We start from the raw sequence: 26,232 nt of genomic DNA on the forward strand, positions 1-26,232 counted from the left end.
ACCGAGACGTTCCCCGCGCGGTGGAGGCCCGCCGCGCGGGGAACGCGACCGGGGACCGGATACGAGAAAGCCGCCGGGCAGGGGCTCGGCGGCTTTCTCGACAAAACGGATACCCAGGTCATCCCGACCCCGTCAGGACGGCCTTCGCGGCGACACGAACTGGGCGGACGCGCAAGGCCCCGCCGGTTACCAACGGGGTCCTGCGGAGACTGGCGCATCCGGCGCCTGGCGACTGGCGCCCGGGATGTCAGGTCGTGTCGGGGTCGAACGGGGGCGGGGTCGACGTCGACTCGGCCCGCTCCACACGCGCGGGCGCGGGCGGCGGCGAGCTGGCCGCGACAGCCGTGCCGCCAGCCGGGCTCGGCTTGGTCAGCGACGGCCGGTTCGCCGGCTTCGCGCCCGCCTTGGCCGCCGTGCTGCTCTCGGTGCCGGCCGGCAGGTGGGCCTTGGTCAGCGCGGGCGTGGCCGGCGGCTCGTCCTCACCCAGCAGCGAGTCGAACGAGGTGCGCTTGCCCGGGTAGGCCGGGAACAGCGAGTCGTCGTCGCCCTCGAAGAGGTGCTTACGGACGAAGGTCTTGGGATGCAGGTCCCGCAGGTCGAGGTCGGCCAGCTCGGGGCCCAGCTCGGACCGCAGGTCGTTGCGCATGCCGTTCGCCATCTGGCGGAACTGGCGCAGCATCCGGCCCGCGTCGCGGGCGGCCCTGGGCAGCCGATCGGGCCCGAAGACGAACAGCCCGATCAGGAGCAGTACGACTACCTCGCCCCACCCGACGCCGTTGAACACAACGGTCAGAGTACCCCGCCTGCCACCGCCGGCGAAGGGCTCGAACATGACGAACAGGTGTCCTGAGCGCCACTGCGACCTGGGCCGCCGGCCGCGTCGTCCGGGCGCGCGCACCCGACCAGGCGGTTCCGCCCCGGGACAGGCCTGCGTCCAGGCGCCTGGCCACCCCACCGATGTGCCACCGCGTGCCCCGCCGCGCAGGCACGGGGCCGGGGCAGGCACGGCCGGAGCGGTATCAGCCGGGCGACTGTTCCTGGAGGACCACCCGCGCCGTGCTCTCCACTCCGTTGCGCTGGAAGGTCACGGTCACCGTGTCGCCGACGTGGTGCAGCCGGGTGGCCGCGGTGAGATCGTTCGTGCTGGTGACGACCGTGTCGTCGACCCGGGTGATGATGTCGCCCGGCAGCAGCCCGGCCGCGGCCGCGGGGCCCGCCGGCTCGACGTCACGGATGATCGCGCCCGGGGTGGTGCCGCGCGCCCGGGCCTCGACGGCGGTGACCGTGGCGGCCGACACTCCGGTGTAGGGGTGGGTCGCCCGCCCGGTGCGGATGATCTCGTCCGCCACCGACGCGGCGTAGTCGATGGGGATCGCGAACCCGACGCCGACGCTGCCCGACGGCGCCTGCCCGCCCGGCGCCGTCGCGATCGCCGTGTTCAGGCCGACGACCTGGCCACGGGCGTCGAGCAGCGGGCCACCGGAGTTCCCGGGATTGATCGCCGCGTCGATCTGGATCGCTCCGATGATCACGGATGCCCCGCCGCCCTCGGCGGGCACGGTCGGGTTCCGGTCGAGCGCGCTGACGATCCCCGTGGTGACCGTCCCCGAGAGTCCGAAGGGCGCACCGATCGCGATCACCGGAGCGCCGGCGACCAGCGACCCGGACCGTCCCAGCGTCGCCGCCGGCAGGCCGGAGGCCCCGGGGATGCGCAGCACCGCAAGATCCGAAGAGGCGTCCCGTCCGACGATCTCGGCGAGCACGGGCTCGGCGCCATCACTCATAGTGATCATTACCTGGCCACCCGCGTTCGCCGCCGGCGCGATGACATGGTTGTTGGTGAGTACGTAGCCCTCAGACCGAATGATCACCCCGGAGCCGTTCCCGCCCTCGGCCCCCGCCGTCACGTCGATGGTCACAACGGACGGCAGCACTCGCGCGACAACCCCGGCCACCGAGTCGGGGTCGATGACCGTCGGCGCGGCCTCGGCGGACGCCGTCGGCGACGACGTCCCCTCGGAGTCACCCAGCATCAGGCTCGTCACCCACCCACCGGTCGCTCCCCCCAGCAGTCCGGCGATCACAGCAGTGATCACGAGCGCCCGCCGGCCGTGGCGGATCTTCGGAGCGGCCGCGCGGTGGTGCGTCGCCGCGCTCGCGGCTCTCGCCGCGTCGGCCGTTGCTCTGGCCGCATCGGTCGTGGACGCACCAGACGTCGACCCCCCTGTTGCGGAGACGGGTGCCGATTTCCCGGCGCCCGACGTCCCAGCCGCCGAGGTCGCTGGTACGGATGGGGCGGATGGGGCGGGCGTGACCGAGGAGGGCGCAGACCTACCGGATGGCGCAAGCTCCGAGGGCGGCGGCGTGGGCGGGCGCGGGGCGCGCCGCGGCCCCACCAGATCCACCAGCGGGTCGGCCAACGGCCGGCCGGCAACGCGCTGGTCGGCGTCCCGCGAGGTCGTCTCACGGCTGCCCTCCCGCGCGACGCTCCCCCGGGCACCGTCCCTGGAGACGGCCTCACGACTGGTCTCCCGCGAGACCGGTGCCCGACCCGTCTCCCGCGAGACCGCCTCCCGGCTGCCCTCCCGCGCGACGCTCCCTCGGGTGCCCTCCCGCGAGACGGCCTCACGGCTGCTCTCCCGTGGGACGGCCTCCCTCGAAGCCGACGGCAGCGGGCCCTGCGGTGGCGGAACCGAAGGCCGCGAGCTCTCCCGCGCAACCGCTGGCCGCGGCTGCGCCGTCACACGCGCCTTCGCGGCGGTGCCCGGATCGGAGCCTCCCCGGGCAGCCGGCGCGCCAGGGGCCGATCCCGCTCCTGGCGCGGGCCCCGTGCCGGAAGCGGCGCCCGTGCCCTGAACGCCACGCCCACCACCGTCACGCTCCGGCGCGCCCGCGCGGGACGCGGTGTCACGCCGACCCGGCTCCCCGGTAGGCGACGCGATCGGCGTGCGGGCCACGCTTTCGGGGCCCACGGAGCCAGTCCGCGCGGCGGCGTCCCGGCTGGCGGCGCCGTTCTGAGAGGACGAGCCATTCCGCCCGGCAGCATCCCGGGTAGCGGAACCGTTCCGAGAAGACGAGCCGTTCTGGGCGGCACGGCCTTCCCGGACGAGCGGAGTCTTCGCGGCAGCGGCACCATCCGACGCCCCCGGGGGGACGGCGCCCTGCCGGCCCGCCGGCCCCTTCGGCGCGGCGGCTGCCTCCCGTGCGGCCGTAGCCCGACTGGGCGCCTCTCGACTGGGCGCCTCCCGATCGGCTGGTTCCCGGCCGGATGTCGCGCGAGCGGCCGGGCCCCGTGGGCCGGCACCGTCCCGTTCCCCGCCGACGCGCCTGGTCGTCTCGTCGCGTGTGCCGCCGGTGGCCCCGGCGTTACCCGTCGTGGACGAGCTCCCCGTGCTGGACGAGCTCCCCGTGCTGGACGGGCGGCCTGTGGTCGGCGCGCTCCCGCGTGTGGTGGCCCGGACCGGCTCGACGAAGGGTGGCCGTTCCGCCGCCGACGCGGGGCGGCGCGGCGCGTCCGCCCGGGCTTCGGGGCCGGGACGACGCTCCGTCGCAGGGCGACGCTCCGTCGCAGGGCGACGTTCCGGCCCGTGCAGCGGCAGGGACGCCGGGACCGGTCGGCTCACGCCTCCCGACGACGGGACGGTGCCCTCCGCCGCCCGCGAGCGGGGTGCGGGCACGGGCACTGACGGGGCTTTTGCCTTGTCCGTGCCAGGACGGGCATCGGTGGTCTGGTCGTCGCCGGTGGTGTCCACATGCCCTCCCCGATGTGCTCGGCTCGCGGCGCTGCGGACCGTCGGCGGCTCATGCACCACCGCGGCCCGCGAGACCGAGCGGACAACACGGTAGAGGTTCACGGAGCGGCACAGCAGGGCCACCAGACACCAAATCCGCCGGCACAGGCCGCCGAGACCACTCATCGTGAGGGAGTCGGCGCGTTCACGCACTCTGCGGTTACCCACCTGCCCTTTTCGGCAGTGAAAAAGCCCGGTGGACGACCTTCGCGTTAGCCCGATCGGGCCATCAAATGATCACTCATGGCGCCGCGGAGGAACGATCGCGGCGCCACGGAGGGCTCGAGGAGGGCCCGTCGAGAGCTGTCGGGAGCTAGGGACGCCGCGGGAAGGACACCGAGGCGATCATCTGGACCGAGCGGGGAACACCGGCCGCCGGTGCCTTCGCCGGGATCACGGTCGCGACCGTGGGGACCGAGCCCTGGTCGGGCCGCCGGGGCGCCGCGCGCCCGTCCGCGAGCGCCGCGCCGCTGACCGCGAGGAGCATGAACGCGGCCGACCCGACGAGCGTCCGCCGCATCCGGCCGTGCCGGCGCGGCCGGGGGGTTGTGATCGCCGGGCGGCCGTGCCCGGCGGCGCGCACGGCGACCTCGGCACCGGCCAGAGCCGCGCCGGGCGCACCGCACCCCTGTGAGCTGGAAGCGAGGCGAGCGGTCCCGGCCGGGGCCCGGGACGACGCGGCCCCCGGTGGACGTTTGACCAGCAAGGCTGATCGGCCCGCGGAGGCTCCTGGCCGGGACGGCGACCCGCCCGGTCGAGCGGGGCGACCGGTGCGGACCAGGCCCGCCTGGCGCGCCGGCGAGACGGCCGGACGGACCGACCTGCGCGGAGCGGATCCCTCGGCGACGAAACCGCTGGCCATCGCGGGCATCCTGCGCGGGGCGGGCGGCGCGGGCCGCGCGACCTGGTACTCGCGAGCACCGAGGCTGAGCAGGGTCGAGGTCAACGTGCTGGGGAGGGTGGGAGTCGCCAGGGCGGAGAGCCGGGCCTTGAGCCTGCGCTGCTCGGCTACCTCCGCCTGACAGTCGGAGCAGCACGCAAGGTGTGCCAGCGCGCGATCCCTCTCGTCGTGGCTGAGCTGCCCGTCGACCAGGGGGGTGAGGCGCTCACCGAGATGGCTGCTCACGCCCGCCGCTCCCGAGGAGCACCGCCCTCGGCTCCGACGGCACTGCTCACCGGACCTCGGCGGCGGTCGGTCCGGCGACCACGGCGCCCCGACCTGTCCGGTTCGGCCGCGGCGGCGTCGACCGCGAGCTGGCTCTCACCCGGACTCGTGGCGCCCACCGGCGGCCGTTCCCAGGAACCGCTGGTCTCCGCCTGGGCCGGGGACGGCCCCGTGGCCGGGCCCACCGCGGCGTTCGAGACTCCGTCGTCGCCCGCCATCGCCATCCCGCGCGGGGCGCGGTCGGCGAGCGCGGCGCGCAGCATCGCCCGCCCCCGGGAGATCCGGCTGCGGACGGTGCCGAGCTTGACCCCGAGCGTCTGTGCGATCTCCTCGTAGGAGAGCTGCTCGATGTCGCACAGCACGACCGCGGCACGGAAGTCCGGCGGCAGCGCGGCGAGAGCGGCCTCGACGTCGGCGTCCAGATGGCTCTCGGCGTAGACGGCCTCCGGGCTCGCCTCACGGCCGGCCAGGCGCTCGGTGTCCTCCGGCAGGGCGTCAAACCTGATCTTCTGCTGGCGGCGCATCCGGTCCAGGAACAGGTTGGTCGTGATGCGGTGCAGCCACCCCTCGAAGGTGCCGGGGGTGTAGTCGGCCAGCGAGCGGAACACCCGGACGAAGACGTCCTGGGTGAGGTCCTCGGCGTCGTGCGCGTTGCCCGTCAGGCGATAGGCAAGGCGGTACACCCGGTTGCCGTGCTCCCTGACCACGTCCTCCCAGGACGGAGGCACCCAACCAGCTACTTCTGGGGTGGCGGCCGCGTCGGGGACGGCCGAACCAGCCCCGAGCTCCTGCGCCGCCACAGCCGCCTCTCGGTCGGTTCGCGACGAACGTACCCGACGCGCCGGCCAGGGAGCGGCGAATCCCGCTGCGGACACCGATGTTTCTCCCCTCGACCCAGTCGACACGGGCGCACTGACAAGACGAACGTTCCTGTCTTGTCTCCCGTTCCCGTAGGCTGCGGATGTCATGCCGGACATCGACATCGCCGCACGGGAATCTGCCGTCGCCTACGCCGAGGGCTTCCTCGTGGAAGACCCCGTTCTTCGTGCTGCCCGCGCCCGCGCCGAGGAGGTCGGGATCGCCCCGGTCAGCCCCGGCGCCGGGGCGGTGCTCCGCTTCCTCGCCGCATCCGTCGGCGCCCGCGCAGTCGTCGAGATCGGCACGGGTACCGGTGTGTCCGGAACGTGGCTCCTCCGCGGGATGCGTCCTGACGGAACCCTGACCACGATCGACGTCGAGGCCGAGCACCTGCGGCTCGCCCGCCGCATCTACGCCGACGCCGGGATGGCCCCCGGCCGCTCCCGGCTGATCACCGGGCGGGCCCTCGAGGTGCTTCCCCGGCTCACCGACGGCGCCTACGACCTGGTGTTCTGCGACGCCGACCGGCGGGAGAGCACCGAGTACCTGACCCAGGCGCTCCGCCTGCTCCGTCCCGGCGGGATCGTGGCGTTCACCGGAATCCTCGCGGGCGGGCAGACCGGCGACCCGGCCACCCGCGTCCAGGATTCCGTGGCCGTCCGGGAGCTGGCGACCGCCGTCCGGGACGACGTTCGCCTCACCCAGATGCTGCTCACGACCGGGGACGGTCTGCTGGTGGCGGTCGTGGCGAAGTCCTCCCCCGTCGGCTGATCGCCCCGCCGACGGCACCGGGATCGGTGCATTAGACCGGTATTACCGATTAGTCTCTGTGGGCCGGGCGCTACGCCCGTGCCGTCGGCAGCGCGTCCCAGTCCCTGCCCACACGGATCCTGCCCAACCGGACGACCCGCGTGCCGACGAGCACTGGCCGAGCGATGGCCGCCAGGCCGCTCCGGGCGTCCAAGGGGGACGTCCGAAGTAGACCTGCGCGGCCCAGAACACCCGGCGGTACGGCATCCCGACGCGACGAGCGCGGGGTGCCGCCACGCCGACCGGCGCGAGCCGTTCGGTGACGGTCGAGGCCGGGAGTGGACGTCGTGCGGAGTGACGTGGCGCGGAGTGAGGTGGATCGTCGTCGTTTCGACGACGACTTCGGCTACCGCGGCTCCGCGTACCACGATGCCGACTACGACGGTGCCGGGTACGACGATCCCGAGTTCCGCGGCCCCGGGTATCCGAGCCCTGAGCACCGCGACTCCGGCCGCCACGACCCCGGCCGCCACGACCCCGGCCATCACGACCCCGGCCATCACGACCCTGGCCATCACGACGCGGGCTACGACGACCGCGACTATCGCGACCCCGGGTACCCCGGCTCCGGCTCCGGCCCGCGCCGTCCCGCCTCTCGCCCCGACGACACCGGGCACCGGCCCGGCAGCTCGTACCGGGACGACGCCGGACACCGGGATGACACCGGGGGCCGGGCCGACAGCGGGTACAGGGGCGATTCCGGTCCCGACGGGCCCGGGCTGCGGGACGACGGCACCCGGCAGCGCGGCCAGTCCGGTCGGGCTGATCGGGCCGGTCGGGCCGGTCGCACCGACCCGACCGGCCGAAGCGGCTACCCCGACCGATCCGGCGGACCCGCCCGCCCCGGCTACCCCGACCGATCCGATGATGCCCTGCGTGCCACCCATCCGGGCCGCGACCGACACCCCGGCGGCCACGGCGCGCGGCCGGGGTTTCCGGCCGCGGGCGGCTTCGCGCAGCGGCCGCCCGCACCGCCGCAGCCACCACCGCCGCCGCGCCGGGAGAACTGGCTCGGCTGGGTGGCGTTCCTGCTCGGAATCGCGGTGCTCTCCGGCGCGGCCGGCTACACGCTGAACCGGGTGACCAGCGGGTCGGGTACCCCCACCGCGGGCCCGACCACCGGCGAGCAGCCCGCGAGCACGACCGACCCTGCGGCCGGCGGCTCGGGGCAGGGCACGGGGCCGACAGCCGAGCAGGTCGCGATCCTGCTCGCCAACCAGGGCCTGCCGCTACGGACGACGGTCGTCTACACGGCGCAGAACGACCCCGGCCGCCTCCTGGGACGTCCCGGCGGGTACTCCAGCCGGCTCGCCTTCACCGACGAACGCATCAGCGCCAGCGAGATCGCGGGCGCGCCGGCGGACGCCATCGAGCGCGGCGGTGCCATCGAGGTCTTCGTCGATCCCGCCTCCGCCGCGGGCCGCGGCGCCGCCCTGCGCGCACCCGCCGGTGGTGACCTCTCCAAGGAGTACACCTACGTGCGCGGGACGATCGTGCTGCGGCTCTCGCTGATCCTTCCGGAGGAGATGGCTGCCGGGTACGAGACCGCCCTCGCCGCGGTTGCCGGGCAGCCGTCGCAGCCCGGGCAGCCGTCCTAGTGCGTCCTGGCGTCGCGGTGTCCGGCGCGTGGCCGGCGACGGCTCGGTCGACGTTTGCGTGGGTGCACTGGAGGGGGAGGCGTACGGCATGAACATCCGCGAGTTCTACGACGCCGATCCCCGCCGCCGGGCGTCCGAGGAGATCACATTCGGGGACGGCTGGACCACGGCGGACGACGAACACTCGACCTACCGGCTGAACTGGGTGGTCGACACCGGTGAGATCTACTCGGTGCGCGAGCCGCACCCCGGCGGCATCCTGGCCCGCTACCTCGATCAGTTCCGCGTGGACCAGGCCGACGTGGACGAGCTTCTCGTGGACGTCCTCGCCGACACCGACCGGTACGCCGTCGAGGCCGCGCTCGCCGGCTGGCCCGCGGTCATGCCGGAGAAGGACAGCCTGAGCTGGGCCCGGCGCCAGCTCGCGGCACTGGGCTCCGCCAGCCCCTCCGAACGCTGACGGCCCGCTCCCCCGCCGGGCCCGCCCGCTGGCCGGCGGAACCGCGGACACCATGCGGCGTCCGCGGTTCCGCCGAACCGCGGACGCGCTCCGTCAGGTGGGCTGTTCGCCTGCCGGGGCTCCGGCGAGGTAGGCGATCAGGGTGCGCACTCCCCACCCGGTACCGCCGCGGCTGATCTCGCCGTCGTCGGAGTCCGCGCGGGCCGTGCCGGCGATGTCGAAGTGCGCCCAGGGCAGACCCGCGGTGAACTCCCTGAGGAACAGCGCGGCGGTGATCGACCCGCCGTTGACGTCCAGCGCACGGCCGATGTTCGCCAGGTCGGCGACCGGCGAGTCGATGGCCGGCCGGTACTCCTCGGTCAGCGGCAGCCGCCAGACCCGCTCCCCCGCGCGGCCGGCCGCGTCGGCGAGCTCGCCGGCCAGCGTGTCGTCGGAGGAGAACAGGCCAGCGGTGCGCCGACCGAGCGCGACGGTGATCGCGCCGGTGAGCGTGGCCAGGTCGACGATCTGGTCGGGGGCGAGGGTGGCGGCGGCGTAGGCCAGGCCGTCGGCGAGCACCAACCGGCCCTCGGCGTCGGTGTTGAGTACCTCGACCGTCGTTCCGCCCCAGCAGGTGATCACGTCTCCGGGCCGGACGGCGGACGCGCCGATCATGTTCTCGGCGAGGCAGAGCAGCGCGGTGACCTTGCCGGGAACTTCCAGCTCGGCCAGCGTGACCATGGCGCCGAGCACGGCAGCCGCGCCGGACATGTCGGTCTTCATGCTGGCCATGGAGACCGACGGCTTGAGCGACAGCCCGCCGGAGTCGAAGGTGATCCCCTTGCCGACCAGCACCCGGTGGCCGGGAGTCCTCCCGCCGGGCGCGGACAGGCCGTCGTAGGTCAACGTCACCAGACAGGGCGGGCGCGGGGAGCCCCCGCCCACCGCGACCAGCCCACCGAAGCCCTGGCTGACCAGGTCGGAGTGGTCGAGCACGGTGACGCCCAGGCCGGCCTGGGACGCGGCTCGCACCGCCTGGTCCGCCAGCCAGCGTGGCGTCTTCACGAGGCTCGGCATGTTGATCAGATCACGGGCGAGGCACACGCCATCCGCCACGGCGCGCGCCCGGCGCACCGCCTCGATCAGCGCCGGGTTCTCGGCGCGCTCCGTGCGCAGGACGAGGATCCGCTCGGCTCGCGGACCGGCCGGCGGCTCGTCGGGAGCTGACTCGGCGGACTCCGCGGACTCGGGAGCCGGCTCGGTGCCCGCCTCGTGGGTCGTACCGGTGACGGCGTCCTCCGGGGTGGCACCGGTGACGGCGTCTGCCGGGCGGTAGGAGCCCAGCACGAAGCCCTCGACGAACGCGTAGATCTGCTCGGCGTCGGGTTCGGCGACGACGAAGGGCCGCCCCCGCGTTCCCCCGCGCCGCGCGAGAGCCGCGCCGGCCGAACGCCAGTCGGCGGTCCCACCGGCGCCCACGCCGAGCAGGAACAACCGCCACGGCCGCTCGGAGCGCGACAGCGGCACGACGAGGACACCGCCCGCGTCGCCCCGGAAGGCCTCGTTCTCGATCAGGCGGTCCGGGTCCGCGCCGACGCGCGCGCAGGCGCTCCGGCCCTGCTCGCCGACGACCGCGGCACCGTCCACACTGGTGACCACGACGGCGAGCACGGAACAGTCCCAGCCGACCGCGGCGCCGGCCGTACCCTCGGCAGCACCACCAGCGCCGGCAGTACCGACCGCTCCGGCACTACCGGGCGAGCCGGCAACACCGGGCGCGCCAACGGAGCCGGCCGGCGGCGCCGGTTCGCCCGGCGCCCCGCCGGTATCGTCCCGGACCGGCGGCTCGCCCGGCTCGGGCCCACCAACTGACGGCGGGTGCTCGGTGGATGTGAGGATGACGAGGGGGGCGCGGTACCTCGAGTCGATGAGGTCGGCGTCCTGGGTGGGAGCGGCGGTCGTCACGCGGACGCCTCCGCCCCGCGGACCCGTCCGCCGGGCCGGGGGTAGGTGACCACCGAGCCTAACCGACCGCGATCTTGAGAGCGTCTCCCAGCGCGCTCGCCTCGTCGGCTGTGAGTTCGACGACGAGTCGGCCGCCCCCTTCGAGCGGGACGCGCATGACAATGCCGCGCCCCTCCTTGGTGACCTCGAGCGGACCGTCACCCGTCCGCGGCTTCATGGCCGCCATCGGTGCACCTCTTCCTGCCGTCGGACCTGCGTCTGACGACGATTATCCCGGAGACCGACCCGCAAACCGAAACACGTCCCTGCGGGGAATCACAACGGTCACGGAGAGGTAGTGGTTTCGGTGGCCCGAGAGGGCCTCTGGCGGCTCCGAACGAGGGACTCTGGTGTGATTCACTACGGTTACCCACGGCCATTTTCCCCGGACGGCGAGGCCTCGGGGCCGTGAGTGTCCCCTCGTGTGGCATCCGCCCGCTCCGGGGCAGGCCGTTCCGGATCAAGCTTTTCCAGATCATGCCGGGTCGAATCATGCTGTGCGGCAGGATCCCGCACCGCCTCGGTCCCGACTGGCTCCGTCTGGACGTCGCCGGGCCGGGCCATGTCGGCGTCGGCGTCGGCGTCGGCGTCGAGGTCGAGGTCGAGGTCGGCGTCGAGGTCGGCGGCTGGGCCGGGGTGCGCGTCGTCGTCACCGCCGACGCCGAGATGCGCGAACTCCGCGAGCCGGACCAGCTCGTCGTCCCGGCGGGCGAGCTCCTCGTCACGCCAGGCGATCTCGTAGGCGAGGCGGGCCAGGACGGCGTCGACCTCGGCCATCCGGTAGCCGCGGGCCGCCATGCCGAACCGGACGTCCGCCACGTCGTCGGCCGCCACGGAACGCGCGCCGAGGCCGGTGTGCGGTCCGTCGGGCACGGCCGGCGCCATCCGGTCGAACCGGCCGACGGCCAGCGCGGCGACGGCGAAGACGACCACCGCGACAAGCACGATCTCCACTGCGAGCACCACGCCGTCGATCGTGCCATGCCCGGGTGGGCCGAGCGGATCCACCCGCCGCCCCCGGGGCGATCCCGCCGGCCCGCGGTCTCTGGCAGGGTTGCGGGGTGCCCGCCGACGCCTTCCCGACCAGCGAGCCCCGCCCGACCGACGCACCCCGCCCGACCGACGCACCCGGCCCGGCGGCTGGGCCGGTGCCGGCGCGGCCGTTGCGCCTGGGGTCGCGGGTGTTCGCGCCGTCCGAGCTGGTCGTGATGGCGATCGTCAACCGCACGCCGGACTCCTTCTTCGACCGCGGGGCCACCTACGGCGAGGCCGAGGCGCTCGCCGCCGTCGACGCGGCGGTGGACGCCGGAGCCGGGATCATCGACATCGGCGGGGTCAAGGCGGCCCCGGGCGAAGAGGTCGACGCAGCCGAGGAGCTGCGCCGCGTCGGCGGGTTCGTCTCGGCGGTGCGGGCCCGCCACCCGGAGGTCGTGATCAGCGTCGACACCTGGCGCGCCGCGGTCGGACGGATCGTCGCCGGCGAGGGCGCCGATCTGCTCAACGACGCCTGGGGCGGGGTCGACCCGGAGCTGGCCGAGGTCGCCGCCGAGTTCGGCACCGGGCTGGTCTGCACCCACGCCGGCCACCTGCCGCCGCGGACCCGTCCGCACCGGATCGCCTACGACGACGTGGTCGCCGACATCGCCGCCACGACGACAGCGCTGGCCGAACGGGCGGTGTCGCTGGGCGCCCGGCCGGACGGGGTGCTCATCGACCCAGGGCACGACTTCGGCAAGAACAGCCGACACTCGCTGGAGTCGACCCGCCGCCTGCCGGAACTGGTCGCGACCGGGTGGCCGGTACTGGTCGCGATGTCCAACAAGGACTTCGTCGGTGAGGTCCTCGACGCGCCCGTGGACGAGCGGCTGGAGGGCACGCTCGCGGCGACCTCCGTGGCGGCCTGGCTGGGAGCCCGGGTCTTCCGCGCGCACCAGGTCGCCGCCACCTGGCGCACGCTGCGCATGGTCTCCGCGCTGCGCGGGGACGTCGACCTGCGGATCGCCCGCCGCGGCGTGGTCTGAGCCGGGCCGGACCAGCACCGCCAGGCGCGCCGGCCTGGGCCGGCGGTGCGCTACTCGCCTTCGGCGACCTCGCCCTGTGTGGGCACCCGGGCGGCGCCGCGGCCCGCGCCGGCGCCCGCCTCGAGGATGTCGAAGGCCTCGGGCACGCTGGTCGCCCAGATCAGGATGTCGCGGGCCGGCGGGCGGACGAAGCCGCGGCCGACCAGGTCCTCGACGAGCATGCGCAGGTGCGCGTACACGCCGTCGTGATCCAGGATGACGACCGGTTTGGCGTGCAGGCCGAGCACCGCGGCCACCCAGATCTCGAGCAGTTCCTCGAGGGTGCCGAGCCCGCCCGGCAGGGTCAGGAACCCGTCGGCGCGGTCGTCCATGACGGCCTTGCGCTCGCGCATCGTGGCGGTGACGATCAGCTCGTCGGAGTCGGTGTCCCCGACCTCCATCGCCAGCAGCGTCTCGGGGATCACGCCGACCGTGTGCGCGCCGCCGGCCCGCGCGGCCCGGGCGAGGGCGCCCATGCACGACACCGAGCCGCCGCCCGAGACCAGCACGTGCCCGCGCCGGGCGAGCTCCGTGCCGACCTCGGCGGCGAGCAGCACGAACGCGGGATCGATGTGGTCCGAGGACGCGCAGTACACACAGACGTTCACGAGGGCGCCCCACCGGCCGCGGCGGCCCCGCCGACCTCGCTGGCGGTCTCGTCGCCGGAGGTGGCCGCGGCGGGCGGGCCGGCACGGCCGGTCCCCTCGAGGATCAGGCGCACGGCCTCGTCGACGTCGTCGGTCATGGTCACCAGGTCGAGGTCGCCCGGCTTGATCCGGGCGGAGCCGAGGACGGTCGAGCGCAGCCACTCCAGCAGGCCCGACCAGTAGGCCGTGCCCATGAGCACCACCGGGAACCGGGTCACCTTGCCCGTCTGCAGCAGGGTGAGGGCCTCGAAGAGCTCGTCGAGGGTGCCGAACCCGCCCGGCATGATGACGAAGGCCTCGGCGTACTTCACGAACATCGTCTTGCGGACGAAGAAGTACCGGAAGCTGACGCCCAGATCGACCCAGTCGTTGAGATCCTGCTCGAAGGGCAGCTCGATGCCGAGGCCGACCGAGAGCCCGCCGGCCTCCTGCGCCCCCCGGTTGACCGCCTCCATCGTGCCCGGCCCGCCGCCGGTGATCACCGCGTAGCCGGCGTCGGCCAGCGCGGCACCGAGCCGGCGTCCCAGCTCGTACTCGGGTTCGTCCCGGCCGACCCGGGCCGACCCGAAGACCGTGACGGCCGGGGGCAGATCCGCCAGCAGCCCGAAGCCCTCGACGAACTCGCTCTGAATGCGCAGGACGCGCCACGGGTCACTGTGGACGAACGAGGCCGGGCTGCGGGTGTCGAGCAGGCGTTGGTCGGTGGTGGAGTGCTCCACCTGCCCGCGCCGCGCCGTGACCGGGCCGCGGCGCTGCTCGGGCGGCGGCCCGCCACCCCGCCGGGTACGCCTGGACACCGCGGCCGCGGGAGCAACCGCGGGCCCGGGCTCGACGGCGGGAACGGGCGGGGGGACGTCCGCCGGACCATCACCGGCTGGGCGCGCGGCCGCTGTCGGAACGATCGGCTGGGACGTCGATCCGCCGCCCGGCGGATCAGGGTGGGCGGGCCGAGTCACGTCCGCACCATACGCAGATCCGCCCGGACGCCCGAAGCTCAGGGCGTGCCGCGGCCGACCAGGTAGGAGCCGAGCACGCGCTCCGTCTCCTCGATCACCGCCACCTCGACGTACTCGTCGCGGGTGTGCGCCAGGTTCGGGTCTCCGGGACCGTAGTTGAGCGCCGGTATGCCCAGCTCGGCGAACCGCGCCACGTCGGTCCACCCGTACTTGGCCACCGGGGCCCGCCCGGTGGCCGCCACGAAGGCCGCCGCGGCCGGGGCGGACAGCCCGGGCGGGGCCCCGCCGGCGCTGTCGTCGAGCACCAGGTCGTAGCCGTCCAGCACCTCGGCCACGTGGGCCAGCGCGGCCTTCGGGTCCCGGTCGGGGGCGAAGCGGAAGTTCACCGTGACCCGGCAGCTGTCCGGGATCACGTTGCCGGCCACGCCGCCGTCGATCCGGACCGCCGAGAGGCCCTCCCGGTAGGTGCAGCCGTCCAGCGTGACGGACCGCGGCCGGTACCGCGCCAGCCGGGTCAGCAGCTCCCCGGCCTGGTGGATGGCGTTCTCCCCGAGCCAGGAGCGGGCCGAGTGCGCGCGGCGGCCCGGCACCGTGGCCACGACCCGCAGCGTGCCCTGGCAGCCCGCCTCGATCTCGCCGGAGGTGGGCTCCATGAGGATCGCCAGATCCGCCTGGAGCCAGTCGCGGTGCCGCTCGGCGAGCCGGCGCAGCCCGTTACGGGCGGCCGCGACCTCCTCGTTGTCGTAGAAGACCCAGGTGACGTCGTGCCGCGCCCCCGCCCCCGAGACCGGCCCCGGCCTCGACTCGGGCGCCGGCGCCGACCCCGACGCCGGGGTGCCGAGGAGCGCAGCCAGGCGGAGCATCACGGCCACCCCGGCCTTCATGTCGGACGTCCCGCAGCCGTACAGGCGGGAGCCGTCGAGGCGGGCCGGGAGGTTGTCGGCGACGGGCACCGTGTCGAGGTGACCGGCCAGCAGCACCCGCGCGGGCAGGCCGTGGCCGGTCCGCGCGAGCACCGCGTCGCCGTCCCGCAGGATCTCCAGGCCGCCGAGGGAGCGCAGCGCCTCCTCGACGGCCGTCGCGAGCGTGCCCTCGTCGCCGCTGACCGACGGCACGTCCACGAGGACACGCGTCAGCTCACCGACGGGCAGCGCCAGATCGAGGCCCATGACGGTCAGGAGGCCACGCCGTGTTCACGCAGGATGTCGTTCAGCGCGAGCTTGTCGTGGATCTCGCCTTCGTCCAGAGTGCGCAGGACGAGGATGCAGGGCATGGCGAACTCGCCGGCCGGGAAGGAGCGGACCCGGCTGGAGCCGACGGCCACCGCGCGCTCCGGGATCTCCCCGCGCGGGTGCTCCTCCCCCGTCACAGCGTCGAAGACGTGGGTGGACGCCGTCAGGATCGCCCCGGCGCCGAGCTTCGCGCCGCGCCGGACCCGGGCGCCCTCGACCACCATGCAGCGGCTGCCGACGAACGCGTCGTCCTCGACGACCACCGGCACCGCGCTCGGCGGCTCGAGCACGCCGCCCAGGCCGACCCCGCCGGAGAGGTGGACATTGCGCCCGACCTGGGCGCACGAGCCGACCGTCGCCCAGGTGTCGACGAGGGTCCCGGCACCGACGTAGCCGCCGATGTTGGTGTAGCTGGGCATGAGCACGGCACCGGGCTCGACGTGGGCGCCCCAGCGGACGATCGCGCCCGGCACCACCCGCACGCCGTCGAACCGGGTCTTGAGCGGGACGCGGTCGTGGAAGTGGAAGTCCCCGGCGGCCGACTCGACCATCGGCAGGACCTTGAACGACAGCAGGATCGCCCGCTTGGCCCGCTCGTCGACGACGACGCTGCCGTCCGCGGCGACCTGGGCGACCCGGGCCTCACCGGCGTCGATCGCGTCGACCGCGCCCACGATGACCTTGCGGGCCTGGGTGTCCTCCGGCGTCAGCTCGCCGCGACGCTCCCACAGGTCGTCGATGGCCCGGTCCAGGGGAGACACGACTTCGCCGGACGTGACACCCGCGTCCGATGGGCTGGGGTTTGCTCCGCTCACGCTGCTCACGGATAAGACCCTACGGGTCTCGGGGTGAGCGGCGCTCGCGACCGCGGCGGTCAGCGGACGTCGGGCTCCGAGCCCCAGCCCGGCGTGTTCCGGTCTCCCTGCTCGCCACCACCGGGCCGCGGGACGGCCATCTGCCCGGTCTCGTACGGCGGCACCGGCACCGGCATCTGCCCGGTCTCGTACGGCGGCACCGGCACCGGCATCTGCCCGGTCTCATATGGCGGGACCGGCATCTGCCCCGTCTGGTACGGCGGCACCGGCATCTGCCCCGTCTGGTACGGCGGCACGGCCATCTGCCCGGTCTGGTAAGGCAGCGGCGGTTGCTGCTGCGGCGCGCTGCCGCCGCCGTTCTCATACGAGGGGACGGGCAGCTGACCCGTCTGGTACGGCGGTGGCGTGCCCTGCCCGGCGGCACCCTCACCGGCACCGGAGTACGACCCCGACCGACGGTGGGCGCCCTGGGGGTCCCGGTAGGGATCTCCGGGCTGCCCCGAGCGAACGTCCCGGCCTCCCCGGAAGTCCTGGGGCTGCCGGTATTCCTCAGGCTGCCAGTACTCCTCGGGCTGGCGGTACTCCTGGGCCGAGCCGAAGTCCTGGGTGGGGCGGTAGTCCTGGGACGGCCGGGCGCCCGGATCGGGCTGACTCGACCGGTACCGGTCGAACGAACCGACGGAGCTCTGGTCGGCCCGCGCCGGCTCACCCGCTCCGTACCCGGACGGACGGCCGGAGGACCAGCCCTGGTCACCGCCGCGGCCCGCACCCACCGGATGCGGCCCCGAAGCCGCGGGGCCGGGCGGCCCGGCGGGCGGGTAGCCGCCCGGCTGCTGGCCCCAGCCCGGCGCGGCCTGCGCGCCGCTCGGGGCGCCTGCCGCGGGGAGCATGGTCATGCGCTCCGGAACGGTGGCGATCTGGGCGTCCGGGGCGGTCAGCGCGACCCGCACGTGCCGCCGGCCGGACTCACCGTAGAAGCTCCCCGGCGCGACCAGGACACCCACGCTGGACAGCGCGTCCACCGTGGCCCAGCAGTCCTCGCCGCGGGTGGCCCACAAATAGAGACCGGCCTCGCTGTGGTCGATCGTGAAGCCCGCGACGGCGAGCGCCGCGGCGAGCACCGCCCGCCGGTTGGCGTAGCGGGCGCGTTGGTCGGCGACGTGCATGTCGTCCGCGAGCGCGGCCGTCGCCGCCGCCTGCACCGGCGACGGCATCATCAGCCCCGCGTGCTTGCGGAGCTGGAGCAGCCCGTCGACGAGCTCGGGGTCACCGGTGACGAACCCGGCCCGGTACCCGGCCAGGTTCGAGCGCTTGGACAACGAGTGGACGGCGAGCAGGCCCTCGTGGGAGCCGCCGCAGACATCCGGGTGGAGCACCGAGACCGCGCGGGCCTCCCAGCCCAGCTCGATGTAGCACTCGTCGCTGGCGACGATCACGCCGCGCTCACGCGCCCAGGTGACCACCGCGCGCATCTCGTCCACCGACAGGACACGCCCCGTCGGGTTGCCGGGCGAGTTCAGCCAGACGAGGGCGACACCCTCGGCGGGGCCGACGACCGGCTCGCAGTGCGCGAGCAGGGCGCCGACCTCGTAGGTCGGGTAGGCCGGGGTGGGCACCCAGACGCGGTCCCCGGGCTCCAGGCCGAGCTGCGAGGGAAGCTGGGCGACCAGCTCCTTCGTGCCCAGCACCGGCAGCACGGCGGACGGCTCCACCAGCACTCCGAGCCGGCGGGCCAGCCAGCCGGCGGCCGCCTCGCGAAGATCAGGTGTACCTGCGGTGAGCGGGTACCCCGGAGAGTCCGCGGCACCGGCGAGGGCATGGCGCACCACCGCCGGCGTCGCGTCGACCGGGGTACCCACCGACAGGTCCACCAGCCCGTACGGATGCGACCGCGCCTTCTCCTTGTACGAGACCAGGTGGTCCCACGGGAAGTCGGGCAGCCGCACCCGCGACCGTCCCGGCGATCTGATCGTCCGGGACGGTCTCGCCGACTCCCCTGAACCGGTCAGGACTCGCCCTGGGGAGCCAGCGCGGAGATGGTGGGCGGGTCGAAGTCGAGGGCGCCGACCTTGGAGGCGCCGCCGGGCGAGCCGAGCTCCTCGAAGAACGACGCGTTCGTGTCGGTGAAGGTCTTCCACTGGTCGGGGACGTCGTCCTCGTAGTAGATCGCCTCAACCGGACAGACGGGCTCACAGGCACCACAGTCGACGCACTCGTCAGGCTGGATGTAGAGCATCCGTCCGCCTTCGTAGATGCAGTCGACCGGGCACTCCTCGATGCAAGCCCTGTCCTTCACATCAACACAGGGCTCCGCGATGACGTAGGTCACCGGACGTTCCTCCTCGAGCTCACGGGCGACTGATTCCTTAGTATCGACCTGGACCGTTCGGTGTCGACAACAAGGGCGTGCACTAGTGGTGTATGTCGTCCACATCACTCCGGCCGACATCGGCTCCCGGGTCGTGATCCGGCGCCGTATCTCTGGTCCGCTCCCCCTGAGCGATGTTCTGGGCACGCTTGAGTCCTGGTCGGAAGGCGAACTCCGCCTCCGCCGCACCGACGGTACGACAGTGAGTGTGCCCGAGGAATCCCTCGTAGCGGCGCGTGTCGTGCCCTTGACACCCCGGCGGGCCAATCCTCGGCCCCCCGGTCGGGCGACACCATTGGACCAGCCCGGAACGCCCCCTCGCCACGACATTGCGGAACGCAACGATCAGATCACGGAATCAGATCGCCCCGCCGCTCTCCGCACGGACGGCCAGGTCGGCGCCGACGCGGATGGAGAGTACCCGGACGCCGGTGACGACGATACCGGGGACAATGGCGGCGACCGGGACGCGAGTGGCGCCGACCCGGGCGGCGCCGGCCCGAGTGTGGAGGTCCAGCGGTGAGCGCCCACAGCAGGCGGATGTTCGCCACCGTCGTCCGCCGCGAACCCGTCGACCTGGCACTCGCGTGTCATCTGATCGCCGCCGAGGCCGGCCCGGAGACGAACCCGGCCGAGACGACCCGTGCCCTCGACGCCCTGGCCGCCGACACCGCCGCCCTCCTCGCGGCCCGCCGGGCCGCTCCGCGGGGCCGTGGCGCGGCTGGTGCCGGTACCGACACCGGTGCCGCTTCCGGGGCCGGGGCCGCCACTGAGGCCGCTTCCGGGGCCGGGGCCACCTCCGGGGCCGCCTCCGGGGCGCCGGCGGAGCGGGGCACCGCGGCCGACGCGGGCACCGACGCCGGCGGGGGCACGCTGACCGGGCTCGACCTGCGCGCCGCCGCCGAGGCGCTGCGGGAGTCCCTCGGCGAGCGGGCCGGGTTCGCCGGGCACGAGTCCGACTACGACGACGTTCGGGCCTCGTTGCTGCCCGACGTCATCAGCCGGCGCCGCGGCCTGCCGATCCTGCTGTCCATCGTGTGGATCGAGGTCGCGCGCAGAATCGGCGTCCCCGCCTACGCCGTCGGGCTGCCCGGCCACGTGATCGTCGCGGTGGGCGCGCCCCATGAGAACGTCCTCGTCGACCCGTACGCCGGGGGGGAGATCATGACGGTGCACGACGCGGCGGCACGAGTGCGCGCGGCCGGCGCGGCGTTCACCCGGGCCCAGCTCGCCCCGATGACCCCGGAGGACCTGCTCACCAGGGTCCTGAGTAACATCCGGGTGCTCGCGGCACGCACCGACGTCCCACGCACCAGGCTGTGGGCGGTGGAGCTCTCGCTCCTGCTGCCCCGCCACCCCGCCGTGCTGCGGCGCGAGCGGGGCGAGCTGCGCGTCCGGCTGGGCGACTTCCTCGGCGGCGCGACGGACCTGACCAACTTCGCCGACGCGGTCACCACCGTGGAACCCGCCGCCGCCGCGGCCGCCCGGCACGCCGCCGCGGCCGCCCGCGCCCGCCTGAACTGAAGGCTTACGAGGACGAGCCGGCCCGGCGCGAGCGAGCCGGCTGGTCGGCCGAGAGGTACGAGCCCTCGTAGAAGATCAGCGGAGCGGCATCCGGCCGCTGCGCCGCCAGCGCGACCACCTCTCCGATCACCAGCGTGTGGTCACCGCCCGGATGCGTCGCGACGGTCCTGCACTCCAGGACGGCGAGCGCGCCCTCCAGCAGGGCGACCCCGGTCCGCGCGCCGAGCGAGTACCGCCAGCCCAGGAGCTGCCCCCCGCCACCGCCGGACCGCCCGTCGCCCCCGTACCCGTCGTCGGTGGGCCGGTCGGCGCCGCGGCGGGCGAAGTCGCGGGACGCCTGATCCATGTCGGCGGCGAGGATCGAGACCCCCCACACCCCGGCGTCGAGGAGCGGGGCGTGGAACCGGGCGTCCTGACGCACGCTGACGAGGACGAGCAGCGGGTCGAGGGAGACCGAGACGAAGGAGTTGGCCGTCATCGCGAGCTGGTGCCCGTCCACAACCGTGGTCAGGACGGTCACACCGGTCGCGAACCGGCCGACCACCCGGCGGAACGCCGCCGCGTCGGGCACGGCCAATCCGTCCGGAGCCGTCGGGCCGTCCAGGGAGCCGGCGGCGGGGAGGTCGGGCCCGGGCTGGAGCTCGGCCGGGCACGGCTGCGCGCGGGCCGTCTCCGCCGGAGCGGGTTCGGGCAGGGGCTGGCGCGCGGGGCTGGCCACGGCGGCAACGCTACAGCGGCGGAAGTGGCCCCACCGCCCTGTCGGGACACCTCGGTGACCATCGGCACAACCCCGGCAGGGCCCACGGCCCCACCGTCACCCGGCCGACCGCGCGGACGCTCCTCCCGGCCGCCCTCAGCGGGGGGGCACCGTCGGGGGACGCGGCGGCAGCGCCGTCAGGCCGCGCCGCGCCTGCCCGAACACGGCCACGACCACCGGCGCGAACACGCCTATCCCCAGGAAGAGGTAGCCCGTAGCGGTCGCCTTCAGCAGCAGGTCGCCCTCGGTACGCGACGCGGCGAGAAGCAGGACGACGGGGATCCAGCCGACAAGCGGGATCATCGCCCCGAGCCGGGTACCGGTCAGCCAGCGGACCAGAAACGGCACCCCGGTGTTACCGAAAAGCGCCAGCAGCAGGCCGATGGAGATCAGCGTCCCGCCCGGCCGCGGGCCGGAGGGCACCAGAACGACGCCGTACACCCCGAGCACGAGCCCGGCCACGATGCCGAACGCGTACGAGACACCGAGGAAGGCACGATGGGGCTCCTCGGGCGGCCCCGGCACCGCGGCGGCCGGGACGGCCCGGCCGGCAGCGGCGCCCGGGGTGGCCGGGGCGCCCGGGGTGGCCGGGGTGGCCCTCCCCTGCCGGCGCGCGGACGGCTTGGAACGCTCCTTCGAAGGCGTCAAGGCCGTCGACGGAGCCGGATCACCGCTCGCGTCGTGACCGTGGCCAAGCGTCGGACGGGGCATTCCCCGACAGTAGGCCATGGACCGCCCGATCACGCGCCGAGGCCGAACCGTCGATCTCGCACCGCCCGCCAGCCGGCCGCCCCGGCGCCAGGCCCCGTTCCGCTGCCGGCTTCTCCGGGTCGGTGCCCTACGGGGTTACGAGTTCCCGGGGCACGGCTATGACGTCCACGAGGGCGCCGCGACGCCAGACTGTCATTTCGACGGGTTGTCCGATGGTGTCCTCGGTCAGCAGTCGCTGGAGATCGCCCGGGCCGGCGACGGGCGTCCCGGCGATCGACAGGACGAGATCGTCGGTGAACAGTCCGGCCTGCCCGGCTGGGCTACCCTGTACCACCTCCGCGAGGCGCACGCCGTGGCGTTGCCCCGTCCGCTCGGCCAGGGCCGGCGGGAGCGGCACCCGGGCACCGGCCACACCGAGGTAGGCGCGGCGGACTCGGCCATCCCGGATCAGTGCCGCGAGGATGCGCCTGGTGGTGGCGTTCACGGGGACGGCCAGGCCGAGCCCGACGCCGGCGACGGCGGTGTTCACCCCGACCACGCGGCCGTCGGCGGTGACCAGTGCCCCGCCGGAGTTTCCCGGGTTCAGCGCGGCGTCCGTCTGGATGACCTCGTCCACGACGCGCACGGCCGAACCGGAGCGGGTCGGCAGCGAGCGGTTCAGGGCGCTGACCACGCCGGCGGTGACGCTCCCGGTCAGCCCCAGCGGATTGCCGACGGCGACGACGAGTTGGCCGACCCGCAGCGTCGCCGCGTCGCCGAGCTCGGCCGGGCGCGGTGTGGAGCCGCGGGCCCGCAGCACGGCGAGGTCGGAGAGCGGGTCGGCTCCCACCAGGTCCACGGCACGCTCGGTCCCGTCGACGAACTCCACCGTGCCGACCGGCTCGCCGGCCCGGCCGGTGCCTGGACGTCCCTCGACGACATGCGCGGAGGTGAGCAGGAACCCGTCCTCGGTGAACAGCACCGCGGAACCGGCTCCGGCGCCACGCGAGGTGCGCACCCGCAGGCTTCCCACGCTCGGCCCGACCCGCTCGGCCACCCGGGTCACCACACGGGAGTAGGCGTCCAGCGCCGCCTCACCACGATCACCGGACGGCGCGGTCTCGTCGGGGAGTGCGATCTGGTCCTCGGGGCCCGGGTTGGCGGTGGCGCCTGCGTCCATCCGATCCTCCTCGCGATTACAGTGTTGCACTGCAATCAACGCAAGCGAGGAGCGGATCCTGCCGCCGAGGCGTCCGCCGTCGGCATAACCACCCCACCCCACCCCGCCCGCCGGCGCCGGCGCCGCCCGGCGATGTGGCGGCCGGGTGAGTCCTGGATGTCGCCGAGCCGCCCCGGTCGACCCGAGCGGCGCGCCGGAGCCGCCCTGGCCCGAAGCGCCAGGGCGGCCAGAGCTAGAGGGGGAGGCCGGCGAAGAGGTCGGTTTCGCGGGCGCCGGGTTCCGTTCCCGGGCCGCGCTCACCCCGGGTCAGCACGAAGTGCTCGGCGGCCCAGGCCCGCTTGCCGATGCCGTCGGCGAGCGCGAAGAAGAAGCCGTCCACCGCCATCTGGGTGCGGTGTGCCCGCATCGCCGCCACCTTCGCGGGCAGGTACTCGTCGGTCTGGATCTCGGTGGTGATCATCTCGTCGGGAACCGCCAGCGGAATGTCGTCCGCGGACTCGGCGGAGCCGAACGGGCTCTCGCCCCCGGACTCCCGGAAATACTCGATACCAGCCTGGACGAACGACTTGGGCGTGGCCGTCTCGTAGAACTTGGAGATCTGCCACGGCGGGCCGGCTTCCGGCGCGAAGTCGGGGTTCGCGGCATCGGCGAAGGCCCGGACGGACACGTCATGTGCCCGAATGTGATCCGGGTGGCCGTAGGCGCCGTTCTCGTCGTAGGTGACGAGAACCTGTGGACGGACCTCCCGCACCACCTGAACCAGGGCCGCCGACGCCTCGTCGAGGTCCGCGCGCCACAGGCAGCGCGGGTCGTCGTTGGCCGGAGTGTCGATCATGCCGCTGTCCCGCCACCGGCCGGCGCCGCCGAGGAAACGGTGGTCGGTGACGCCGAGCTCGGCGCAGGACCGGTCGAGCTCACCGATCCGGTACCCGCCGAGCTGGTCACCGAGATCCGACCTGAGGTTGATCAGCTCGGGAACCAGAACCTCACCGACCTCACCGAGCGTGCAGGTGACGAGAGTCACGTGCGTGTCGGGCCGAGCCGCGTAGGAGGCCATGGTCACGCCGGTCGAGATGACCTCGTCATCCGGGTGGGCATGCACGAAAAGCACGCGGCGCGGCGGCAGCACCGTTTCGGCGGATTGCGTCACCCCGCGACCCTATGCGGCCCCGGACCAGCGCCTCCGGCCCCCGCGCACCGAGCCCACCGCGGAAAGCGGGCCCACCACGGAAAGCGGGCCGACTCCCTGAGAGCAGGCCCGCTTCCCGGACTTCCTGAACTTCCCGGGCTTCCCGGGCGGGTCGGTGTCAGCCGGTGCGGCGACGCGAGCGCAGCTTCTCCCGCTCCGACGCGGCGAGCGCCACCTTGCGCAGGCGCACCGTCGCCGGGGTCACCTCGACGCACTCGTCTTCGCGGCAGAACTCCAGCGCCTGCTCCAGCGAGAGCTGACGGTGCGGGGTGAGCCGCACCAGCTCGTCGCCGGTCGAGGACCGCATGTTGGTGAGCTTCTTCTCCTTGGTCGGGTTGACGTCCATGTCGTCCGCCCGGGAGTTCTCACCGACGATCATTCCCTCGTAGAGCTCGGTCGTCGGCGCGACGAACATCGTCCCGCGGTCCTGCAGGTTGAACAGGGCGTAGGCGGTCGCGACGCCCGACCGGTCCGCGACCATCGAGCCGGTCGCACGGGTGCGCAGCTCACCGAACCAGGGCTCGTACCGGTCGAAGACGTGGTGCAGCAGCCCGGTGCCGCGAGTCTCGGTGAGGAACTCCGTCCGGAACCCGATCAGCCCGCGGGCCGGGACGAGGTACTCCAGCCGGATCCAGCCGGTCCCATGGTTCACCATCTGCTCCAGGCGGCCCTTGCGCAGCGCCAGCAACTGGGTGAGCACCCCGAGGTAGTCCTCCGGGGCGTCGATGGTCAGCCGCTCGACGGGCTCGTGCACCTTCCCGTCGATCTCCCTGGTCACCACCTGGGGCTTGCCGACCGTCAGCTCGAACTCCTCGCGGCGCATCAGCTCGACCAGGATGGCCAGCGCCAGCTCGCCACGACCCTGGACCTCCCAGGTGTCCGGCCGCTCGGTCGGCAGCACCCGGATGGAGACGTTGCCGACGAGCTCGGCGTCCAGCCGGTTCTTCAGCAGGCGCGCGGTCAGCTTCTTGCCGGACCTGCCGGCCAGCGGCGAGGTGTTCACGCCGATCGTCATGCTGATCGACGGCTCGTCCACCGTGATCACCGGGAGTGCGTGCGGGTCCTCGGCGTCGGCCAGGGTCTCGCCGATCATGATGTCGGGGATACCCGCGACGGCGATGATGTCGCCGGGGCCGGCCTGCTCGGCCGGGACCCGCTCCAGGGCCTCGGTCATCAGCATCTCGGTGATCTTCACCCGCTGCTGGCTGCCGTCCACCCGGCACAGCACGACGGTCTGCCCCCGGGTGATCGTCCCGTTGTGCACCCGGCACAGCGCGAGCCGGCCGAGGTACGGCGAGGCATCCAGGTTCGTCACCAGCGCCTGCAGCGGCGCGCCCTCGGTGTGGGACGGCGCCGGGATGGCCTCCAGCAGCAGGTCGAACAGCGGCTTGAGGTCAGGCGAGTCAGGGCTCGTGCCGTTCTCCGGGCGGGTCGTGGACGCCCGCCCCGCCTTGGCGTTGCAGTAGACGATCGGGAAGTCGATCTGGTCCTCGTCCGCGTCGAGGTCGAGGAAGAGCTCGTAGGCCTCGTCCACGACCTCGCTGATGCGGGCGTCCGACCGGTCGACCTTGTTGATGACGAGCACGACGGGCAGCCGGGCGGCGAGCGCCTTGCGCAGCACGAACCGGGTCTGCGGCAGCGGGCCCTCGCTGGCGTCCACGAGCAGCAGCACGCCGTCGACCATCGCGAGACCGCGTTCCACCTCGCCGCCGAAATCGGCGTGGCCGGGAGTATCGATGATGTTAATGGTGACGTCACCGAAACGTACGGCGGTGTTCTTCGCGAGAATGGTGATCCCCTTCTCGCGCTCGAGGTCCATCGAGTCCATCACCCGGTCGGTGGCCTCACCACGCTCACCGAACGCGCCGGACTGCCGGAGCATCGCGTCAACAAGAGTCGTTTTGCCATGGTCGACATGGGCAATGATCGCGACATTACGAAGATCGGCGCGTACGGGCACGGTAATGAGCTCCGGGGCAACATGGGGCTTCAGGGCACTACCCTAGGACCCCGAAACGGTTCGTCGGATGAGGGACCGCGATCTTCGGCAGCACCCCCCGGAGGGCGGTACCCGCCCGGGAGAACGACGTCTGCTCCGCCGCGGTCCAACTCCATGGTACGGACTCGCGGCCGCGGGCCGCGCACTGCG

Annotated in this window: 25 protein-coding genes; 7 read left to right on the forward strand and 18 right to left on the reverse strand. The window is 74.0% G+C overall.

Features of this window, described 5'->3' with window-relative positions; genetic code table 11:
* Positions 1 to 247: 247 nt before the first annotated feature.
* Together tatB and AC559T_RS01245 are read right to left on the reverse strand one after the other, a co-directional pair.
* Positions 248 to 784 (reverse strand): Sec-independent protein translocase protein TatB, encoded by a 537-nt coding sequence (tatB, locus tag AC559T_RS01240; protein WP_041255473.1) that lies wholly within the window; start codon positions 782 to 784, stop codon positions 248 to 250.
* A 235-nt stretch (positions 785 to 1,019) separates the two neighbouring features.
* A complete protein-coding gene (locus AC559T_RS01245; protein ID WP_498867440.1) occupies positions 1,020 to 2,084 on the reverse strand; it encodes a S1C family serine protease in 1,065 nt (354 codons plus the stop codon).
* Between the two features lie 4 nt (positions 2,085 to 2,088).
* Here AC559T_RS01245 and AC559T_RS01250 point away from each other — a divergent pair, with 4 nt between their 5' ends.
* On the forward strand, positions 2,089 to 2,856 hold the full coding sequence (locus tag AC559T_RS01250; RefSeq protein ID WP_498867441.1) for a hypothetical protein: 768 nt from the start codon (positions 2,089 to 2,091) through the stop codon (positions 2,854 to 2,856).
* Between the two features lie 1,248 nt (positions 2,857 to 4,104).
* On the opposite strand, the gene AC559T_RS01255 is transcribed toward AC559T_RS01250, so the two are convergent.
* Together AC559T_RS01255 and sigE are read right to left on the reverse strand one after the other, a co-directional pair.
* Positions 4,105 to 4,917, reverse strand: a complete 813-nt coding sequence (locus AC559T_RS01255; protein WP_498867442.1) for an anti-sigma factor family protein — start codon at positions 4,915 to 4,917, stop codon at positions 4,105 to 4,107.
* The gene (gene sigE / locus AC559T_RS01260; RefSeq protein WP_235013907.1) at positions 4,914 to 5,756 is read right to left on the reverse strand and encodes an RNA polymerase sigma factor SigE; all 843 of its coding nucleotides are present in this window, start codon (positions 5,754 to 5,756) and stop codon (positions 4,914 to 4,916) included. Before sigE ends, AC559T_RS01255 begins: the two co-directional genes overlap by 4 nt.
* A gap of 166 nt (positions 5,757 to 5,922) precedes the next feature.
* Here sigE and AC559T_RS01265 point away from each other — a divergent pair, with 166 nt between their 5' ends.
* The 3 genes from AC559T_RS01265 (at position 5,923) to AC559T_RS01275 (ending at position 8,682) form a co-directional block, all read left to right on the forward strand.
* Positions 5,923 to 6,585 (forward strand): O-methyltransferase, encoded by a 663-nt coding sequence (locus tag AC559T_RS01265; protein WP_020458528.1) that lies wholly within the window; start codon positions 5,923 to 5,925, stop codon positions 6,583 to 6,585.
* A gap of 353 nt (positions 6,586 to 6,938) precedes the next feature.
* Entirely contained in the window at positions 6,939 to 8,222 is a 1,284-nt protein-coding gene (locus tag AC559T_RS01270) for a hypothetical protein (protein WP_498867443.1), read from the forward strand.
* 58 nt (positions 8,223 to 8,280) lie between these two features.
* Complete coding sequence (locus AC559T_RS01275; protein ID WP_420849108.1) at positions 8,281 to 8,682, forward strand: hypothetical protein; 402 nt, start codon at positions 8,281 to 8,283, stop codon at positions 8,680 to 8,682.
* Positions 8,683 to 8,775: 93 nt separating this feature from the next.
* On the opposite strand, the gene AC559T_RS01280 is transcribed toward AC559T_RS01275, so the two are convergent.
* The 3 genes from AC559T_RS01280 to AC559T_RS01290 form a co-directional block, all read right to left on the reverse strand.
* On the reverse strand, positions 8,776 to 10,626 hold the full coding sequence (locus AC559T_RS01280; RefSeq protein ID WP_498867444.1) for a leucyl aminopeptidase family protein: 1,851 nt from the start codon (positions 10,624 to 10,626) through the stop codon (positions 8,776 to 8,778).
* Between the two features lie 58 nt (positions 10,627 to 10,684).
* Positions 10,685 to 10,852 (reverse strand): DUF3117 domain-containing protein, encoded by a 168-nt coding sequence (locus AC559T_RS01285; protein ID WP_006544345.1) that lies wholly within the window; start codon positions 10,850 to 10,852, stop codon positions 10,685 to 10,687.
* A gap of 179 nt (positions 10,853 to 11,031) precedes the next feature.
* Positions 11,032 to 11,631 carry a DivIVA domain-containing protein gene (locus tag AC559T_RS01290; protein WP_498867445.1) on the reverse strand — a complete coding sequence of 200 codons (600 nt, stop codon included), beginning with the start codon at positions 11,629 to 11,631 and terminating at the stop codon, positions 11,032 to 11,034.
* 95 nt (positions 11,632 to 11,726) lie between these two features.
* Here AC559T_RS01290 and folP point away from each other — a divergent pair, with 95 nt between their 5' ends.
* Positions 11,727 to 12,686: a dihydropteroate synthase gene (gene folP / locus AC559T_RS01295; RefSeq protein WP_498867446.1), complete on the forward strand. Its 960-nt coding sequence runs from the start codon at positions 11,727 to 11,729 to the stop codon at positions 12,684 to 12,686.
* A gap of 50 nt (positions 12,687 to 12,736) precedes the next feature.
* Here folP and AC559T_RS01300 read toward each other — a convergent pair whose 3' ends face one another.
* The 6 genes from AC559T_RS01300 to fdxA are packed head-to-tail and all read right to left on the reverse strand — an operon-like array spanning position 12,737 to position 18,704.
* Complete coding sequence (locus AC559T_RS01300) at positions 12,737 to 13,333, reverse strand: LOG family protein (protein ID WP_020458522.1); 597 nt, start codon at positions 13,331 to 13,333, stop codon at positions 12,737 to 12,739.
* Entirely contained in the window at positions 13,330 to 14,328 is a 999-nt protein-coding gene (locus AC559T_RS01305) for an LOG family protein (protein WP_112104642.1), read from the reverse strand. Before AC559T_RS01305 ends, AC559T_RS01300 begins: the two co-directional genes overlap by 4 nt.
* A gap of 38 nt (positions 14,329 to 14,366) precedes the next feature.
* Positions 14,367 to 15,497, reverse strand: coding sequence for a succinyl-diaminopimelate desuccinylase (gene dapE / locus AC559T_RS01310; RefSeq protein ID WP_112104643.1), 1,131 nt, complete (start codon positions 15,495 to 15,497; stop codon positions 14,367 to 14,369).
* 5 nt (positions 15,498 to 15,502) lie between these two features.
* Positions 15,503 to 16,375, reverse strand: coding sequence for a 2,3,4,5-tetrahydropyridine-2,6-dicarboxylate N-succinyltransferase (locus tag AC559T_RS01315; RefSeq protein ID WP_498867462.1), 873 nt, complete (start codon positions 16,373 to 16,375; stop codon positions 15,503 to 15,505).
* A 59-nt stretch (positions 16,376 to 16,434) separates the two neighbouring features.
* Positions 16,435 to 18,321 (reverse strand): succinyldiaminopimelate transaminase, encoded by a 1,887-nt coding sequence (gene dapC / locus AC559T_RS01320; RefSeq protein WP_498867447.1) that lies wholly within the window; start codon positions 18,319 to 18,321, stop codon positions 16,435 to 16,437.
* Between the two features lie 59 nt (positions 18,322 to 18,380).
* Entirely contained in the window at positions 18,381 to 18,704 is a 324-nt protein-coding gene (gene fdxA, locus AC559T_RS01325) for a ferredoxin (protein WP_018502185.1), read from the reverse strand.
* Between the two features lie 88 nt (positions 18,705 to 18,792).
* On the opposite strand from fdxA, the gene AC559T_RS01330 reads away from it, so the two are divergent.
* Complete coding sequence (locus tag AC559T_RS01330) at positions 18,793 to 19,266, forward strand: putative acetyltransferase (protein WP_498867463.1); 474 nt, start codon at positions 18,793 to 18,795, stop codon at positions 19,264 to 19,266.
* The gene (locus AC559T_RS01335; protein ID WP_498867448.1) at positions 19,263 to 20,267 is read left to right on the forward strand and encodes a transglutaminase family protein; all 1,005 of its coding nucleotides are present in this window, start codon (positions 19,263 to 19,265) and stop codon (positions 20,265 to 20,267) included. The genes AC559T_RS01330 and AC559T_RS01335 overlap by 4 nt, the downstream gene beginning before the upstream one ends.
* A gap of 4 nt (positions 20,268 to 20,271) precedes the next feature.
* On the opposite strand, the gene AC559T_RS01340 is transcribed toward AC559T_RS01335, so the two are convergent.
* The 5 genes from AC559T_RS01340 to typA form a co-directional block, all read right to left on the reverse strand.
* Positions 20,272 to 20,985, reverse strand: a complete 714-nt coding sequence (locus AC559T_RS01340; RefSeq protein WP_112104646.1) for a flavin reductase family protein — start codon at positions 20,983 to 20,985, stop codon at positions 20,272 to 20,274.
* Positions 20,986 to 21,120: 135 nt separating this feature from the next.
* Positions 21,121 to 21,672, reverse strand: coding sequence for a DUF6113 family protein (locus AC559T_RS01345; protein ID WP_498867449.1), 552 nt, complete (start codon positions 21,670 to 21,672; stop codon positions 21,121 to 21,123).
* Positions 21,673 to 21,862: 190 nt separating this feature from the next.
* Entirely contained in the window at positions 21,863 to 22,894 is a 1,032-nt protein-coding gene (locus AC559T_RS01350) for a S1C family serine protease (protein WP_200835123.1), read from the reverse strand.
* A 232-nt stretch (positions 22,895 to 23,126) separates the two neighbouring features.
* Complete coding sequence (gene mshB / locus AC559T_RS01355; protein WP_112105113.1) at positions 23,127 to 24,044, reverse strand: N-acetyl-1-D-myo-inositol-2-amino-2-deoxy-alpha-D-glucopyranoside deacetylase; 918 nt, start codon at positions 24,042 to 24,044, stop codon at positions 23,127 to 23,129.
* 157 nt (positions 24,045 to 24,201) lie between these two features.
* Positions 24,202 to 26,043: a translational GTPase TypA gene (gene typA, locus AC559T_RS01360; protein WP_112105112.1), complete on the reverse strand. Its 1,842-nt coding sequence runs from the start codon at positions 26,041 to 26,043 to the stop codon at positions 24,202 to 24,204.
* Positions 26,044 to 26,232: the final 189 nt, after the last annotated feature.

The sequence above is a fragment of the Frankia sp. Hr75.2 genome (assembly GCF_949319125.1).
Classification (GTDB): Bacteria; Actinomycetota; Actinomycetes; order Frankiales; family Frankiaceae; genus Parafrankia; species Parafrankia soli.

Excerpts from the sequence above, each read along its gene's own strand:
- AC559T_RS01350 (WP_200835123.1), bottom strand. The coding sequence starts at position 22,894 with ATGGACGCAGGCGCCACCGCCAACCCGGGCCCCGAGGACCAGATCGCA.
- AC559T_RS01285 (WP_006544345.1), bottom strand. The coding sequence starts at position 10,852 with ATGGCGGCCATGAAGCCGCGGACGGGTGACGGTCCGCTCGAGGTCACC.
- AC559T_RS01265 (WP_020458528.1), top strand. The coding sequence starts at position 5,923 with ATGCCGGACATCGACATCGCCGCACGGGAATCTGCCGTCGCCTACGCC.
- dapE (WP_112104643.1), bottom strand. The coding sequence starts at position 15,497 with ATGGGCCTCGATCTGGCGCTGCCCGTCGGTGAGCTGACGCGTGTCCTC.